At 72.6% G+C, this 15696-nt stretch carries 17 protein-coding genes; 16 read left to right on the top strand and 1 reads right to left on the bottom strand.

Annotation, left to right across the window (positions count from 1 at the left end):
- Positions 1–158: 158 nt before the first annotated feature.
- The 10 genes from ACWEPF_RS23130 (at position 159) to mutM (ending at position 10020) form a co-directional block, all read left to right on the top strand.
- The gene (locus ACWEPF_RS23130; protein ID WP_345285494.1) at positions 159–1772 is read left to right on the top strand and encodes a DAK2 domain-containing protein; all 1614 of its coding nucleotides are present in this window, start codon (positions 159–161) and stop codon (positions 1770–1772) included.
- 177 nt (positions 1773–1949) lie between these two features.
- Positions 1950–4166 carry an ATP-dependent DNA helicase RecG gene (gene recG, locus ACWEPF_RS23125; protein ID WP_452173966.1) on the top strand — a complete coding sequence of 739 codons (2217 nt, stop codon included), beginning with the start codon at positions 1950–1952 and terminating at the stop codon, positions 4164–4166.
- Positions 4167–4285: 119 nt separating this feature from the next.
- Positions 4286–4792, top strand: coding sequence for a hypothetical protein (locus ACWEPF_RS23120; RefSeq protein WP_345285497.1), 507 nt, complete (start codon positions 4286–4288; stop codon positions 4790–4792).
- Between the two features lie 127 nt (positions 4793–4919).
- Positions 4920–5513 carry a 16S rRNA (guanine(966)-N(2))-methyltransferase RsmD gene (gene rsmD, locus ACWEPF_RS23115; protein WP_452173965.1) on the top strand — a complete coding sequence of 198 codons (594 nt, stop codon included), beginning with the start codon at positions 4920–4922 and terminating at the stop codon, positions 5511–5513.
- A 38-nt stretch (positions 5514–5551) separates the two neighbouring features.
- A complete protein-coding gene (gene coaD, locus ACWEPF_RS23110; RefSeq protein WP_452173964.1) occupies positions 5552–6037 on the top strand; it encodes a pantetheine-phosphate adenylyltransferase in 486 nt (161 codons plus the stop codon).
- 173 nt (positions 6038–6210) lie between these two features.
- Positions 6211–7359, top strand: coding sequence for a cell division initiation protein (locus ACWEPF_RS23105; protein WP_449798082.1), 1149 nt, complete (start codon positions 6211–6213; stop codon positions 7357–7359).
- A 153-nt stretch (positions 7360–7512) separates the two neighbouring features.
- Complete coding sequence (locus ACWEPF_RS23100; protein ID WP_345285504.1) at positions 7513–8157, top strand: YceD family protein; 645 nt, start codon at positions 7513–7515, stop codon at positions 8155–8157.
- A 2-nt stretch (positions 8158–8159) separates the two neighbouring features.
- Entirely contained in the window at positions 8160–8333 is a 174-nt protein-coding gene (rpmF, locus tag ACWEPF_RS23095; RefSeq protein ID WP_030056747.1) for a 50S ribosomal protein L32, read from the top strand.
- Positions 8334–8353: 20 nt separating this feature from the next.
- On the top strand, positions 8354–9139 hold the full coding sequence (rnc, locus tag ACWEPF_RS23090) for a ribonuclease III (RefSeq protein ID WP_345285507.1): 786 nt from the start codon (positions 8354–8356) through the stop codon (positions 9137–9139).
- 26 nt (positions 9140–9165) lie between these two features.
- Positions 9166–10020: a bifunctional DNA-formamidopyrimidine glycosylase/DNA-(apurinic or apyrimidinic site) lyase gene (gene mutM, locus ACWEPF_RS23085; RefSeq protein WP_345285509.1), complete on the top strand. Its 855-nt coding sequence runs from the start codon at positions 9166–9168 to the stop codon at positions 10018–10020.
- A 22-nt stretch (positions 10021–10042) separates the two neighbouring features.
- On the opposite strand, the gene ACWEPF_RS23080 is transcribed toward mutM, so the two are convergent.
- Positions 10043–10966 (bottom strand): hypothetical protein, encoded by a 924-nt coding sequence (locus ACWEPF_RS23080; RefSeq protein ID WP_452173963.1) that lies wholly within the window; start codon positions 10964–10966, stop codon positions 10043–10045.
- Between the two features lie 172 nt (positions 10967–11138).
- Between ACWEPF_RS23080 and ACWEPF_RS23075 the strand changes: the two genes are divergently transcribed.
- From ACWEPF_RS23075 to ACWEPF_RS23050, 6 genes are all read left to right on the top strand, one after another.
- Positions 11139–12479, top strand: coding sequence for a hypothetical protein (locus tag ACWEPF_RS23075; RefSeq protein ID WP_452173962.1), 1341 nt, complete (start codon positions 11139–11141; stop codon positions 12477–12479).
- Between the two features lie 87 nt (positions 12480–12566).
- Positions 12567–12887 (top strand): WXG100 family type VII secretion target, encoded by a 321-nt coding sequence (locus ACWEPF_RS23070; protein ID WP_345285515.1) that lies wholly within the window; start codon positions 12567–12569, stop codon positions 12885–12887.
- Positions 12884–13906 (top strand): WXG100 family type VII secretion target, encoded by a 1023-nt coding sequence (locus tag ACWEPF_RS23065; protein WP_452173961.1) that lies wholly within the window; start codon positions 12884–12886, stop codon positions 13904–13906. Before ACWEPF_RS23070 ends, ACWEPF_RS23065 begins: the two co-directional genes overlap by 4 nt.
- Positions 13903–14496 (top strand): hypothetical protein, encoded by a 594-nt coding sequence (locus tag ACWEPF_RS23060; protein ID WP_452173960.1) that lies wholly within the window; start codon positions 13903–13905, stop codon positions 14494–14496. Before ACWEPF_RS23065 ends, ACWEPF_RS23060 begins: the two co-directional genes overlap by 4 nt.
- A gap of 36 nt (positions 14497–14532) precedes the next feature.
- Positions 14533–14820 (top strand): acylphosphatase, encoded by a 288-nt coding sequence (locus tag ACWEPF_RS23055; RefSeq protein WP_345285521.1) that lies wholly within the window; start codon positions 14533–14535, stop codon positions 14818–14820.
- 450 nt (positions 14821–15270) lie between these two features.
- A complete protein-coding gene (locus ACWEPF_RS23050; protein ID WP_345285524.1) occupies positions 15271–15474 on the top strand; it encodes a hypothetical protein in 204 nt (67 codons plus the stop codon).
- Positions 15475–15696: the final 222 nt, after the last annotated feature.

Raw genomic sequence — 15696 nt, 5'->3', positions numbered from 1 at the left:
CAGGCAACCGGGAGAGCATACAACGAGCACTCCCGCTCAACGAAACTACCACGGCCCAGGCCATGATCGTCCCGACGGGCACCGGCGCCCACCGGCCCGTTCGCCGGATAACCTGCCAGCATCGCCCCATTTCCGTCGCGTTCATCCGGAGGAGCCAGGTGCCGGCCACGCTAGACGCCACCACCGTCCGCACCTGGAGCCGCCTCGCGCTGACCGCCCTCGGTCAGGCCCGCGAGGAGATCGACGCCCTCAACGTCTACCCCGTACCGGACGGCGACACCGGCACCAACCTCTACCTGACCGTCGAGTCCGCCACCGAGGCGCTCGAACAGGGCCGGGTGGAGGGCCTGGCCGAGGCCACCGCCCTGCTCGCCCGCGGCGCCCTGATCGGTGCCCAGGGCAACTCCGGGGTGATCCTCGCCCAGTGGCTGCGCGGCCTCGCCGAGGTCCTCGCCCACGGCGGCGAACCGGCCAACCTGGGCAAGGCCCTGCGCCGGGCCGCCGACTCCGCCTACCAGGCCGTCGCCGAACCGGTCGAGGGCACCCTGCTCACCGTCGCCGCCGCCGCCGCGACGGCCGCCGAGGACGGCGGCGGCCGGGACGGGCTGGTCGGGACCGCCGACACCGCCTACCGGGCGGCCCGGCAGGCCCTGCTGCGCACCCCCGGACAGCTGCCCGTGCTCGCCGAGGCCGGCGTGGTCGACGCCGGCGGCCGCGGGCTGGTCGCCGTGCTCGGCGCACTGGCCGACGCGGTGGCCGGGAAGACCCCGATGGGCCCGGTCGCACTCCGTCAGGACCACGGGCTGCGTCCCGCCGCCGGCTGCGAGGGGCACCAGCGGCCACCCGGCCCCGGCCACCCGGCCTTCGAGGTCATCTACCTGCTGGACGCACCCGACGAGGCACTGCCGGACCTGCGGCGCGAGCTCGCCGCGCTCGGCGACTCGCTGGTGGTCGGCGGCGGCGACGGCCTGTGGAACGTCCACGTGCACGTCGACGACGCGGGTGCCGCCGTCGAGGCCGGCGTGCGGGCCGGACGGCCGTACCAGATCCGGATCACCCACTTCGCCGAGGCCGCCGCCCGGGCCGGCGCGGGCAGCCGGGAGACCACCGAGGGACGGGCCGTGCTCAGCGTGGTCACCGGCCCCGGTCTCGCCGAACTCTGCGAGGCGGCCGGGGCGCACGTCCTGCTCGCCGACCCCGACCGGCCGCCCGCCAGCGCCGAACTCGCCGCCGCGGCACGGCGGTGCGGCGCGCGGGAGGTGGTGCTGCTGCTCAACGACCCCGAGCTGCGGGCCGCCGCGGGTGCCGCCGCCGACCAGCTCCGGCAGGAGGGCGTCCGGATCGCGGTGCTGCCCACGCGCTCGCCCGTGCAGGGGCTGGCGGCGCTCGCCGTGCACGAGCCCGCGCGGCGCTTCGACGAGGACGTGGTCGCGATGACCTCGGCGGCCGGGGCCACCCGGTACGCGGAACTCGTCGTCGCCGAGGGGGAGTCCTGGACCATGGCCGGGGTCTGCCAGGCCGGGGACGTGCTCGGACTGATCGACGGGGACGTGGTCGCGATCGGCGCCGACCTCGCGGAGATCGGCGAGGAGGTCCTCGGCCGGATGCTCGCCGCCGGCGGCGAGCTCGTCACCCTGGTCCTCGGCGAGGGCGCCCCGCCCGGGCTGGCGGAACGCCTCGACGCCCACGCCCGCCGCCAACGCCCCGAGGTCGACACCGTCCGCTACGACGGGGGCCAGCAGGCGGTCCCGCTGCTCATCGGGGTCGAGTGACCGCGCCCAGCAGGGCAGCGACCCAGGGGCGCGAGGAACTGCGCGCATCGGAAGGCGGACCAGAGCCAGGTCGGGGCAGGTGAGCCAGTTGCAGGTGCTGCCGTTCCCCTGCGCGCAGTTCCCCGCGCCCCTGCGGGGCGCTCCGTGTTGTCGCCACGGTGGTGTCCAATAGGGACGGTGGGCGCTCTCGACGAATCCCTGACCAAGCTGGTCGGCGACCGCACCGCCAAGGTGCTGGCCGACAGCCTCAAGCTGCGCACGGTCGGCGACCTGCTGCACCACTACCCGCGCAAGTACGTGGAACGGGGCCAGCTCACCAGCCTCGACGAGCTGGAGATCGACGAGCACGTCACCGTGCTGGCCCGGGTCGAGAAGGTCACCCTGATCCCGTTCAAGGCCCGCAAGGGGGACCGCCTCGAAGTGGTGGTCACCGACGGACGTGGCCGCCTCAGCCTGGTGTTCTTCAACCAGGGCTGGCGGCAGAAGGACCTCCGCCCCGGCACCCAGGGCCTGTTCGCCGGGAAGGTCGGCGTCTTCAACGGCAAGCGCCAACTCGCCTCGCCGGACTACCAGCTGATCGACGGTGAGGAGGCGGGCGGCGAGGCGGCGGGCCGCTTCGCGGGCCGCCTCATCCCGGTCTACCCGGCCAGCGCCCAGATGCCCAGTTGGAAGCTCCAGCTCTGCGTCGAGCTGGGGCTCGACAAGCACCTGGCCGACGTCGGCGAACCGCTCCCCGCCGAGCTGCGCGACAAGCACGGCCTGATCCCGCTCCCCGAGGCGCTGGAGCTGATCCACCGTCCGCGCAACCAGGCCGAGAAGGAGCGCGCCCAGGAGCGGCTGCGCTGGGACGAGGCCTTCGTCCTCCAGGTCGCGCTCGCCCAGCGCCGCGCCGCGGACTCCGCGCTGCCCGCCGTGGCCCGGCGGCCCTCCGCCGACGGGGTGCTGGCCGCCTTCGACACCCGGCTGCCCTTCACGCTGACGGAGGGTCAGCAGAAGGTGTCGGCCGAGATCTTCGCCGACCTGGCGACCGAGCACCCGATGCACCGGCTGCTGCAGGGCGAGGTCGGCTCCGGCAAGACCCTGGTGGCGCTGCGCGCGATGCTCGCCGTGGTGGACGCCGGCGGCCAGGCGGTGCTGCTGGCGCCGACCGAGGTGCTGGCCCAGCAGCACCACCGCTCCATCGTCGAGATGATGGGGGACCTGGCCGAGGGCGGCATGCTCGGCGGCTCCGACCTGGGCACCAAGGTGGTGCTGCTGACCGGTTCGATGGGCACCGCCGCGCGCCGCCAGGCGCTGCTGGACATGGTCACGGGGGACGCCGGGATCGCCATCGGCACCCATGCGCTGATCGAGGACAAGGTCACCTTCCTGGACCTCGGCCTGGTGGTGGTGGACGAGCAGCACCGCTTCGGCGTCGAGCAGCGCGACGCGCTGCGCGCCAAGGGCAGCCAGCCCCCGCACCTGCTGGTGATGACCGCCACCCCGATCCCGCGCACGGTGGCGATGACGGTCTTCGGCGACCTGGAGACCTCCGTCCTGGACCAGCTCCCGGCCGGCCGCTCCCCGATCTCCACCCACGTGGTGCCCGCGCTGGAGAAGCCCAACTTCCTGGCCCGCGCCTGGGAGCGGGTCCGCGAGGAGGTCGGCAAGGGCCACCAGGCGTACGTGGTCTGCCCCCGGATCGGCGACGAGCCCGAGGAGGGCCCGGCCAAGAAGAAGCGCAAGCCCGCCGCCGCTCCCGACGACCCCGAGGATCTGGGCGCGTCCAGTGACGAACGGCGGCCCCCGCTGGCCGTGGTGGAGACGGCGCAGATGCTCACCAAGGGCCCGCTGGCCGGGCTGCGGGTGGAGATCCTGCACGGGCGGCTGGCGCCCGAGGCCAAGGACGACGTGATGCGGCGGTTCGCGGCGGGGGAGGTGGACGTGCTGGTCGCCACCACCGTGATCGAGGTCGGCGTCAACGTGCCCAACTCCACCGCCATGGTGATCATGGATGCCGACCGCTTCGGCGTCTCCCAGCTCCACCAGCTCCGCGGCCGGGTCGGCCGCGGCTCCGCCGCCGGACTCTGCCTGCTGGTCAGCGAGATGCCCGCCGGCTCCTCCGCCCGGTCCCGCCTCGACGCGGTGGCCGGCACCCTGGACGGCTTCGAGCTCTCCCGGATCGACCTGGAGCAGCGCCGCGAGGGCGACGTGCTCGGCCAGGCCCAGTCCGGCGTGAAGTCCTCGCTCAAGGTGCTCTCCGTCCTGGAGGACGAGGAGGTCATCGCCACCGCCCGCGAGGAGGCCGCCAAGCTGGTCGCCGAGGACCCCGATCTGACGGCCCATCCGGAGCTCCGCACCGCCCTGGAGAGCCTGCTCGACGAGGACCGCGCGGAGTACCTCGAAAAGGGGTAACTTCCCAGCTCAGCAAGGATCTTGAGCCCCCGGAATTGTCAGTGGCGCACGGCAGAATAGGAGTTGTTCAGGGCGCACCCCCAAGGTGCGTACCTGGCACGACTCCTGGGGGTTCTGCCTTGGCATTCCGTCATCTCAACGAGCTTCCGCTGGGCGACAAGGTCTTCCGCATCGAGCTGGCCAGCGAGGACGACCGCGAGGTCACCCTGACCCTGACCGGCTGGCGCGAGGGGGCGGCCGCCAGCCCGCTCGCCTCGGGCAAGCTCCGCCTCCCGGTCGAGGAGGTGGCCAACCTGCGGATCGCGCTCAACCGGGCGCTCCGCGCCCTGGCCATCGTCGCCGACGTCTCCGAGCCCATCCCCGACCGCGACGTGCTCCGCGAGCTCTACCCCGGCCACGGCGCCCCCTGGGTGCCCCAGCACGAGGAGGAGCTGACCCGCCGCTTCCACGAGGGCGAGACCATCGCCCGGATCGCCGCCCGCTTCGGCCGCACGCCCGACTCCGTCCGCACCAAGCTCCGCGAGCTCGGCCACGACCCGCGCAAGCCCGAGTACTGCCCGCCCGACGGCTGCCTCTCCTGGTCCCGCTACGCCAGCCCGGCCATCGTCGGGGGCGAGGGCTCGTAATCCCGGGGGCGCGAGGAACTGCGCTGCCGACCCACTACGGCGGTAGAGGGTCGGCCGAACAGTTCCTCGCGCCCCGCTCGTGGTTAGGTGGTGGTCACGCCTTCCTACGAGAGGACCGCCCCACCTCATGACCCGCGTGATCGCCGGCACCGCCGGAGGCCGCCGCCTCGCCGTCCCGCCAGGCCGGACCACCCGCCCGACCTCGGACAAGGCCCGGGAGGCGATGTTCTCCACCCTCCAGGCGCTGCGCGGCACCCTGCACGGGGCCCGGATGCTCGACCTGTTCGGCGGATCGGGCGCGGTCGGCCTGGAGGCGCTGAGCCGGGGCGCGGAGCACGTCCTGCTGGTGGAGGCGGACGCCTCCGCCGCCCGGGTGATCCGGGAGAACGTCAGGACCATCGCGCTCCCGGGGGCCGAGATCCGTGCCGACAGGGCCGAGCGGGTGATCGCGGGTCAGGCTCCGGCGGCTCCGTACGACTTGGTCTTCCTGGACCCGCCGTACTCCGTGACGGACGACGAGGTCCGGGAGATGCTGATCACACTCCTGGCCGGGGGCTGGCTCGACGAGGAGGTACTCGTCACCGTGGAACGCAGCACCAGGGGCGGTGAGTTCGGCTGGCCCGAGGGCTTCGAGCCGGTGCGCTCGCGGCGCTACGGCGAGGGAACCCTCTGGTACGGTCGCGCCGCCTCCGGCCCCGACGACGACGTCGAGGGCCGGTAGTCCCCCCACCCACCCTGTCCCTCAAGGGAGTCCACGCCATGCGCCGAGCGGTCTGCCCGGGTTCGTTCGACCCGATCACCAACGGCCACCTCGACATCATCGAGCGGGCCTCCAAGCTCTACGACGTGGTGCACGTCGCGGTGCTGATCAACAAGAACAAGCAGGGCATGTTCACCGTCGAGGAGCGGATCGAGCTCATCCGGGAGACCACCGCCCACCTCGGCAACATCGAGATCGAGGCCCACCTCGGCCTGCTGGTGGACTTCTGCCGGGAGCGCGGCATCCCCGCGATCATCAAGGGCCTGCGGGCGGTCAGCGACTTCGACTACGAGCTGCAGATGGCCCAGATGAACCACGGCCTGACCGGCGTCGAGACCCTCTTCGTGCCGACCTCGCCGACCTACAGCTTCCTCTCCTCCAGCCTGGTCAAGGAGGTCGCCTCCTACGGCGGCGACGTCTCCCACCTGCTGCCCGAGGGCGTCAACAGCCGGCTGGTCGAGCGGATCGCCGAGCGGAACCGCTGAATCCGGACAGAGCTGGCGAACCGTCACATTCCTTCGCGGTGGTGGCACCGGCGTTGTGAGCTGCGCCCGCTCTGGCCGTACAGTCTGTACTCCTGCCCGACGGTGATGCCGTGCCGTGGGGCGCTGCCTCCGCCGCAGCTCGGCGGCACACGGAAAGACGAAGCCCCGTGGACGTGCAGAACAGACTCGACGCGATCGTCTCGGCGGTGGAGAACGCCCGCTCGATGCCCATGTCGGCGTCCTGCGTGGTGAACCGGGCCGAGCTGGTCGGCCTGCTCCAGCAGCTCCGCGAGGCGCTGCCCGCCGAACTCGCCCAGGCCCAGTCGGTGATGGCCGACCACGAGCAGGTGGTGGCGGACGCCCAGGCGCAGGCCGACCAGATCATCCGCGGCGCGCACGACGAGCGCGGCTCGATCGTCTCCGACACCGAGGTGGTCCTGCGGGCCCAGGCCGAGGCGGACCGCATCCTCTCCGAGGCCCGGTTCGAGGTCGAGACCAAGCGCGCCGAGGCGGACGACTACGTCGACTCCAAGCTGGCCAACTTCGAGGTGGTGCTCACCAAGACGCTCGGCGCCGTCGGCCGCGGCCGGCAGAAGCTGCGCGGCGACTCCAGCGTCTTCGAGCAGCCCTTCGACGAGGAGGCCCAGGACGGCGAGGAGTTCCGCTCCCGGGTCAGCCCGAGCCCCGAGGTCGACGAGTACGTCGACGTGAAGCTCGCCACCCTGGAGACGGTGCTCAGCAAGACCCTGGAGGCCGTCGGCAAGGGCCGCGACAAGCTCCTCGGCAAGGCCCCGATCGACGAGCTCGGCGCCTACCTGGCCGCCGCCGACCAGGCCCAGCAGGCCAAGGACCGGGCCGAGGCGGTCGCGGCCGGCTTCGCCGAGGAGGACGAGCAGCCCTGGTACCGGGCCGAGGTCCCGCAGCAGCAGAGCTGGCCCGAGCCCACCCCCGCGGCGGCCGGCTGGCAGGCCCCGGAGGAGGGCCAGTACGGCAACGGCCAGTACGCCGAGGTCTACGGCGGCGGCTACGACCCGGCCGGGCAGCCCCCGGCTGACCCGTACGGCTACCCGCAGCAGCCCCAGCCCGGGTACCAGACCCAGGGCTTCGACCCCGCGTACGGCTACCAGCAGCCGGCCGCGTACCAGGGCCAGGAGCAGCAGTACGACGCGTACGGCTACCCGCAGCAGCAGGTGCCCCAGCAGCAGGTCCCGCAGCAGATGCCGCAGCAGATGTCCCAGCAGCAGGCGAGCCTGGACGAGACCAGCTTCTTCGACACCAGCATGATCGACATGACCAGGCTGCGGGAGCTCGGCGGCCGGTGACTCCGGGCGAAGTTGGGCCAGGCCGGAGTGTCCGGTAGTCTGACCACTCCGGCCCCTCCAGAGCTGGGCCCGTTCGGCTGCCTGGAAGCCGCCGACCAGAACCGATCCGCGCCGCGCAGGTAGTGCGTGCCGCCAGCAGGAAGTCAGGACACCTTGAACCGCCTCGACCACCGCGACCCGCTCGTGTTCGACACGCATGAGCTCGGTCGTCGCGCGGGCTCGCTGCGCAAGGCCTCCCGCACCCTGCCGGCGCCCGCCGACCTCGGCATCGAGGACGTCATCGGCGTCCCGGCCGGCAGCGAGATCGAGCTGGACATCCGCCTGGAGTCGGTGGTCGAGGGCGTGCTGGTGACCGGCACCGCGACCGCCCACGTCGAGGGCGAGTGCGTGCGCTGCCTGGAGCCGGTGGAGGACGACCTGGAGGTCGACTTCCAGGAGCTGTACTACTACCCGGAGTCCGACGAGCGTCACCGCGCCCGGACCGCCGGTGCGGAGGACCTCGACGAGGACTCCGAGGACGAGACTTACCGTCTGGAGGGCGACTTCTTCGACCTCCAGCCGGTGCTGCGTGACGCGGTGGTGCTCGCACTGCCGCTGCAGCCGGTGTGCCAGGAAGACTGCCTGGGCCTGTGCTCCGAATGCGGAGCGCGCCTGAGCGACGACCCGGCCCACCACCACGACGCCGCCGACCCCCGGTGGGCGGCTCTGCAGGGACTCTCCGCCGCCCCCGGCGACGAGGGTGACGGGATCAAGACCAGCGGTACCCGTGAGGGTCTCGCCGAGAACCAGGAGAAGTAGCCGTGGCTGTTCCGAAGCGGAAGATGTCGCGCAGCAACACGCGCCACCGTCGGTCCAACTGGAAGGCCGTCGTTCCGGCCCTCGTGGCGTGCGACCGCTGCCACGAGCCGAAGCTGGGCCACATCGCGTGCCCGAGCTGCGGCACGTACAACCGTCGCCAGGTCCTCTCGGTCTGATCGGCGGGGTGCACGGATCGATGTCGGAGAGCATTTCCACCCGCAAGTCGGCTCCTGCCAACGGGAGCAAGGCCGGCGGTCCGGCTTCGACCGAATACGACGTCCTGGAAGGGCGCCTCGGGTACACGCTCGAGCGCGCCCTTCTGGTGCGTGCCCTCACGCACCGCAGCTTCGCCTACGAGAACGGCGGGCTGCCGACCAACGAGCGCCTCGAGTTCCTCGGTGACTCGGTGCTCGGGCTGGTCGTCACGGACACCCTCTACCGCCTCCACCCGGAGGTCGCCGAGGGCACCCTGGCCAAGCTGCGCGCCGCGGTGGTCAACTCCCGTGCGCTGGCCGAGGTCGGCCGGGGCCTGGAGCTCGGCACCTTCATCCGTCTGGGCAAGGGCGAGGAGGGCACCGGCGGCCGGGACAAGTCCTCGATCCTCGCGGACACCGTCGAGGCCGTCATCGGCGCCATCTACCTGGACCAGGGCCTGGACGCCGCCACCGACTTCGTCCACCGCCTGTTCGACCCGCTGATCGAGGAGTCCTCTCAGCTGGGCGCGGGCCTGGACTGGAAGACCAGCCTCCAGGAGCTCACCGCCACGGTGGGCATCGGAGTGCCGGAGTACGTGGTCGCCGAATCCGGCCCGGACCACGAGAAGACCTTCAGCGCGAACGCCCGGGTGGCCGGCGAGGACTTCGGGCAGGGCAGCGGCCGCTCGAAGAAGGAAGCCGAGCAGAAGGCGGCGGAGAGCGCCTGGCGGGCCATCAAGGCCAAGTACGCCGACCAGCTCAACCCCGGTACCACTCCCAGCAGCTGACCGTTCGTCACGAATAGGCGGCCCCCGTGCCCGAGCTCCCCGAAGTAGAGGTGGTCCGGCGCGGTCTCGCCCGCTGGGCGGCCGGCCGCACCGTGGCCGAGGCGCAGGTGCTCCACCCGCGCGCCGTCCGCCGCCAGCCCGGCGGGGCCGACGAGTTCGCCGCCCGGCTGGCCGGGGCCACCCTGGGCGCGCCGCAGCGCCGGGGCAAGTACCTCTGGGTGCCGCTCGGCGGGGACCAGGCGCTGATCGGGCACCTCGGGATGAGCGGCCAACTGCTGGTCCAGGACCCGGTGGTGCCCGACGAGACCCACCTGCGGGTGCGGCTGCGGTTCACCGACGGCGGGCGCGAGCTGCGCTTCGTCGACCAGCGGACCTTCGGCGGTCTGGCGGTCGAGGAGTCCGAGCCGGGGGATCCGGAGTCCACGCCGCTCTCCATCGCGCACATCGCCCGGGACCCGCTGGACGAGCGCTTCGACGACGGGCTGTTCGTCACCGCGCTGCGCACCAAGCGGACCACGGTGAAGCGGGCGCTGCTCGACCAGACGCTGATCAGCGGGGTCGGCAACATCTACGCGGACGAGTCGCTGTGGCGCGCCAAGCTGCACTACGAGCGGGCCACCGCCACCCTGACCCGGCCCCAGGCGCACGCGCTGCTGGACCACGCCCGGGACGTGATGGGGGCCGCGCTGGCGGTGGGCGGCACGAGCTTCGACAGCCTGTACGTCAACGTGAACGGCGAGAGCGGGTACTTCTCGCGGGAGTTGGACGCGTACGGGCGCGAGGGGGAGCCGTGCCGGCGGTGCGGGACGGCGATGCGGCGGGAGCCGTGGATGAACCGGTCGAGCTACTTCTGCCCGAAGTGCCAGCGCGCTCCGCGCTGAGGGCACGGAGCGCGCTGAACGGTCAGGCCCGCTTGGTGAGTTCGGGTTCGGCGGCCGCGTCCTCGCCCAGGTCCTGTTCGCCCTGGCCGTAGTAGGCGACGCCGACGGCGCTGACGACGGCGAGCAGGAAGCCGAAGGCGGCGAGCCAGCCGAGGCCGGCGCGGGAGGAGTCCCCGAGCCAGATGACGCCGACGGCGCCGGGGATGACGGTCTCGCCGACCACCAGGGCGGCGGTGGCGCCGTTGACCGAGCCGATCTGCAGGGCCACGGTGTGCAGGTACATCCCGCCGATGCCGCCGACCAGGATGGCGTACAGGGCCGGGTCGGAGACCAGCTTCACCAGGTCGAAGGGCTCGACGCCGTTCAGGATGCGCACGCCGACGCCGAGCGCGCCGAAGCCGAGGCCGGAGAGCAGGCCCGCCACGATCGCGCCGCCGGCGCCCATCAGGCGGACCACCACCGCGCCGATCACGATCAGGGCGACGGTGACGCCGAGCAGCCACCAGTGGACGGCCATCTCGGCGTGGTGCCCGCCCTCGGGGCCGGCCGCGACGGCGAGCAGGATCAGCGCGGCGCAGAGCACGGCGATCGAGGCCCACTCGGGGCGCTTCAGGCGGATGCCGAGCAGCTTGATGGAGAGCACCGCGGTGATCACCAGGTTGGCGCTGATGATGGTCTGCGAGAGGAAGAGCGGGAGCAGCCGGGCGGCCAGCGCGCCGAGGCCGAAGCCGATCAGGTCGAGCACCGTGCCGAGGATGAACTCCCAGGTGACGGCGGCCTTGGCGGTGGAGGAGAGGTTGGGGCCGCCGTGCTCGGTGACCCCGGCGGAGCGGCCCTTGGCGGCGGCCTCCTCGCGGGCGGAGCGGCGTGAGCCGACCGCCTGGAGTACCGAGCCGGTGCCGTAGCAGGCGGATGCCGCGACGGCGGTGACGAGGCCCAGGATCACCGGGTGCTCCGATCGTGGATGGTGCGGACGTGCTTGATCAGTCCTAACTATGCCCCGCCCGCCGGGTGGCGGGGTCCACCGGTAGGAGGAGTGCGGTCCGGCCCGACCGGCGGGGGAGACCGGGTGCCCCGGGGTGGGCGGAATGTCCGGCCTCCGGGGGTAGGTTCGGAGCATGAGGACCTTCGCGCTCCACCGCCCGGGCCGTTCCCCGGCCGTCGCCGTGCTCGCCGCGCTGGTGGCCGCACTCCTGCTGCTCCTCGCGGGCCCCGCCGTGGCCGCCGGGGGGATCGAGGAGGCGGGGAAGGCGCTGAAACAGGGTCAGGTGTACGTCGATCCGGCGATGGCGGGGCGGTACTCGGCCGGGCAGGCGGCCGCGCTGACCGCGCGGATCAAGGCCGCCGACAAGCCGGTGTTCGTGGCCGTGGTGCCGGCCGGCGACCAGTACCCGGCGCAGACCCTCGCCCGGGACCTGCGCACCAGGGTCGGGGTGACGGGCGTCTACGCGATCTGGCGGGGCGAGGAGTTCAAGGCCTTCTCGGACCCGGCGGCGCTCTCCGGCGCGGCGGCGGGCTCGATGGCCGGGGCGGCCTTCCGGGCGCACCCCGGTGACATCGCCGGCACCCTGGACGACTTCGTCGGGCAGGCGCTCCCCCAGACGAAGGGCAAGGGCGTGGCCTCCTCCTCCGGCGGGGTCGGGGTGGCCGCGATCGTGGTGCCGGTGGCGCTGCTGGCGCTGGGCGGCGGCGGGGTCTTCCTGCTGCTGCGCCGGTCGAAGCGGAAGAAGGCGGAGAAGACCCGGGCCGAGCTGGCCCAGCTGCGGGTGGTGGTGGACGAGGACATCACGGCCTTCGGCGAGGAGCTGGACCGGCTGGACTTCGCCCCGGGCGCCCCGGACGCGGACGACGCCCAGCGGGCGGACTACGCGCACGCGCTGGACTGCTACGACCGGGCCAAGCGGGAGATGGACCGGGCCGGGCACCCGGAGCAGGTCCGCCCGGTGACCGAGGCGCTGGCCGACGGCCGGTTCGCGCTGGCCACCCTGACGGCCCGTCGGGAGAAGCAGCCGCTGCCGGACCGCCGTCCGCCGTGCTTCTTCGACCCCCGGCACGGCCCCTCGGTGAAGGACGCCGACTGGGCACCGGCGGGTGCGGCCCGCCGCTCGGTGCCGGTCTGCGCGGCCGACGCGGCCCGGCTGACGGCGGGTCAGGAGCCGGTGGTTCGGACGGTGGAGACCGAGCACGGCCGCGAGCCGTACTGGAACGCCGGGCCGGCCTACAGCCCGTGGGCGGGCGGGTACTTCGGCGGCGGGATGCTGCCGGCCCTGCTGGTCGGGACGGCGCTCGGCTCGATGATGGCGACCCCGTCCACCGCCTGGGCGGACAGCGGCGCGGCCGGGTCGGGCTGGGAGGGCGGCGACTCCTCCGGAGCCGACTTCAACCCCTCCGACTTCGGCGGGTTCGACGGCGGTGGCGGCGGGGACTTCGGTGGGGGAGGGGACTTCGGGGGCTTCTGAGTCGGGTGGTGTGAAACCCCTTGCCCGCAGGGCTGCGTCTGGCTATCAGTACGATGATCAGCTAGGCAGAGAGCAAGGGGCACCACCATGGGGGACCAGGGCTTCCGGGTAGAACCGGGCGCACTCAGGCAGTACGCGGCACTCGTCGAGGCGCAGGCGGAACGGATCGCGGAGATCCAGTCCCGCCTCGCCTCGGTGTCGCTGAACTCGAACGACTTCGGCAAGCTGCCGGACGCACAGAACCTGTACGAGGCCTACCAGGAGCACGCCGAGGCCGAGCACCAGAACCTCGCCGACCTCGGCGAGATCCTGGCCGACACGGCCGGCGGCCTCCAGGACACGGCGGACAACTACGAGAGCCACGACACCGCCATCGCCTCGGCCTACGGGGACGGGAGCAGCCGGTGATCCCCGGAACGGACGTCTCCTTCGCCGAGGCCGGTGCCGCGTACAAGTGGACCCGGGACTTCGTCAGCACCCCTTTCGAGGCGCTGCCCAGCTTCACCAACCCGGTCTCCGAGGGCCTGGACGCCGGGCTGGACGAGTTCGTCAAGGGAGCCCTCGACTTCCTCGGGCTGATGGACATGCTGGAGGAGGTCACCGGCGAGCTGGAGACCCTCACCAACGCCGCCCAGGAGTGGCAGGCCCAGGCGAAGGCGATGCAGGAGGTCGCCAACGAGCTGCGCTCGGGCGGATCGGCCCTCTCCGGCCAGTGGGAGGGCGCGGCCTCCGCCGCCTTCGGCGGCCACATGGGCAAGGTGGTCGAGGCCGTCGAGGCCACCGCCGCCGACATGAACGAGACCGCCAAGATCATCAGCCAGGCCGCCGAGGCCTGCGAGCTGGCCGAGAACCTGGTGATCGGGCTGATCCGGGAGGCGATCGAGGTCCTGATCGCCACCATGGCCGCGATGATCCTGGTCGACATCATCACCCTGGGCGCCGCCACGGTGGTCAACGCGCTGGTGGTCGAGGCGGAGGTGTCGGTCTACGTCCTGCGGATCGCCTCGGTCTCCCGCAAGCTGGCCACCACCCTGGGCAAGCTGATGGACGCCGTCCGGAAGATCCAGACCGCCGGGAAGTCCTTCAAGAACATCCGCGAGGGCCTCAAGGCGGCCAAGGCGGTCCGGAAGATCGGCGGCGTCGGCAACCGCTTCGGCACCGCCAGGGACCTGATCACCAACCCGAACATCGGTACCCTCGGGGAGTTCGCCACCGCCCAGGCGGTGAAGGTCGGCTTCGGCGCGGTGAAGGGCGGCATCGCCACCGGCGTCGGGCTCGGCATCGGTGCGGGCGACTTCGGCGGAGTCCTCACCGACACCGCCAAGGACGACGCCGCGATCGACGCGGCCACCGGCGCGCTGGACGGCGGCGAGCACGCGAAGCCCTACCGGGTGCCGCAGACCCGGGTCGAGGAGGCCTTCGGATGAGTCAGTACGTCGAGCCGCGCCCGCTGGGCGGCGAGTCCTTCCGCCCGCTGTTCGCGCCGCACCTCCAGCCGGGCGAGCAGATCCACGCGGTGGCCGAGCTCACCCTCAGCGACCTGATCCGCCGCGTCCCGCGCAAGTACCGGCCGGGCGCGGCGACGCAGGGAGTGGGGGCCGTGCTCGGCGCGCTGTTCGAGCCGGTGGCGGTGGTCGCGGAGCTGCTGCTGGAGGGGATCTTCGGGATCTCCCGGGTGATCCGCCGGATCACCCGCGGCGCGGGCCTGCAGGGTGGCTGGGGCAGCCAGGCCGGCCAGTTCGTGATCGCGGTGCGGCACGGCTACGAGGGCGCCGCGTCGATGGACAACAACCGCGCGGTGGTGGCCTTCACCGACCGCCGGATGCTGCTCGCCGACCACCTGGTCGGGCTCGGCCTCAAGCCGCTCGGCGAGCTGCCCTACGGCCGGGTCCGCCGGGTCGAGGACCGCACCGGCGCCGTCGCCGACCGGGTCGACCTGCACTTCGCGGACGGCTCGCTGGCCGCGCTCTCGCAGTCCTCGGACGAGGCCCGCGCCCTGGTGGCGCTGATCCGCTGACGTTCCGGTCGCTGTGCATGGCCTAGGGTCGTGGCCATGCACAGCGACGAGTCCGTCCGCTGCACCGCCTGGGTGCGCGGCAAGGTCCAGGAGGTCGGCTTCCGCTGGTGGACCAGGGCCCGGGCGCTGGAGATCGGCGGCCTCACCGGCTACACCAGCAACCTCGGCGACGGCCGGGTCCAGGTGGTCGCCCAGGGCGCGCGGCACGACTGCGAGCGCCTCCTGCACGCGCTGCGCGGCCCCGGCACGCCGGGCCGGGTGAGCGGGGTCACCGAGATATGGGGAGGCACCGCCGGGTGCTACGAGGGCTTCGAACTCCGGTGACCGCGGGCGCCGCCCGGCGGGCGGCAGGGGCGCCGGGGTGTGCACGGACGAGACCGGCGTGACACTGAGGTGACACCGTGGTGCGAATGCCGGTGTCGGGCGGTTGCCTTCTGGGCAGACTCGTGGTTGACTCCGCAGCGAGCAGTGATCCATCTGACACACGATGGGTCGCCCGCCCGGCCGCACCGCGTGTCCACTCCCGCGTGCAGGTGACAGGGTGGCGGTAGCGTGCGGTGATCGTGTTGACCCGTACCGTCTTTGGTGAGACGCTGAAAGCCCGCGCACCAATATGCGTTCTCCCGGCAGGGTCATGTCGTCGTGAGTCCAGCTCACACGGCTCTCCCGTAGTGCCCAGCCAGCACTACCGGCCCGCGGACGGGTGCGTGACACCCCTTCCCCCAAGACCTGTACCGAAACGGTTCGGTCACTCAGCGTGGAGGACCATTCATCATGGCAAAGGCGCTTCTCGGGTACGTCGGCGGCCCCGACCCGCGAATGCTCACCGAGGTGCGACGGCTTCAGCAGCGCGTCCAGGACCTGGAGTCCGAGCTCAACCGGATGCAGGCCGAGAACGACGCACTCACCGCTGTCGTTGACGAGCACTCGCTGCTCAGCAGCATCGAGCTGGACCAGCGGGAGCCCGCGCTCACCTGATCCTGACCCGATCGCCAGAGTTCGACGCTGCTGCGCACGAGATCCCCGATGGGGTCGCAGCTACAAGAGGGACGCCGAAGACGGCGTCCCTTCGTCGTTCCCGTCACCTTTTGCCGATCACATTGCCCAGCTCCGGCGTGGTCAAACCACCGCCTGTCCGGCCCCCGTGAGGGTGGCCGGATACAGTCGGCCATCCGGGAGGTGAACACCGGACGGCCGCCG

This window comes from Kitasatospora sp. NPDC004289, assembly GCF_053602875.1.
The sequence above is the reverse complement of the archived record's forward strand: the minus strand, read 5'-3'. Positions and strand labels throughout refer to the sequence as shown.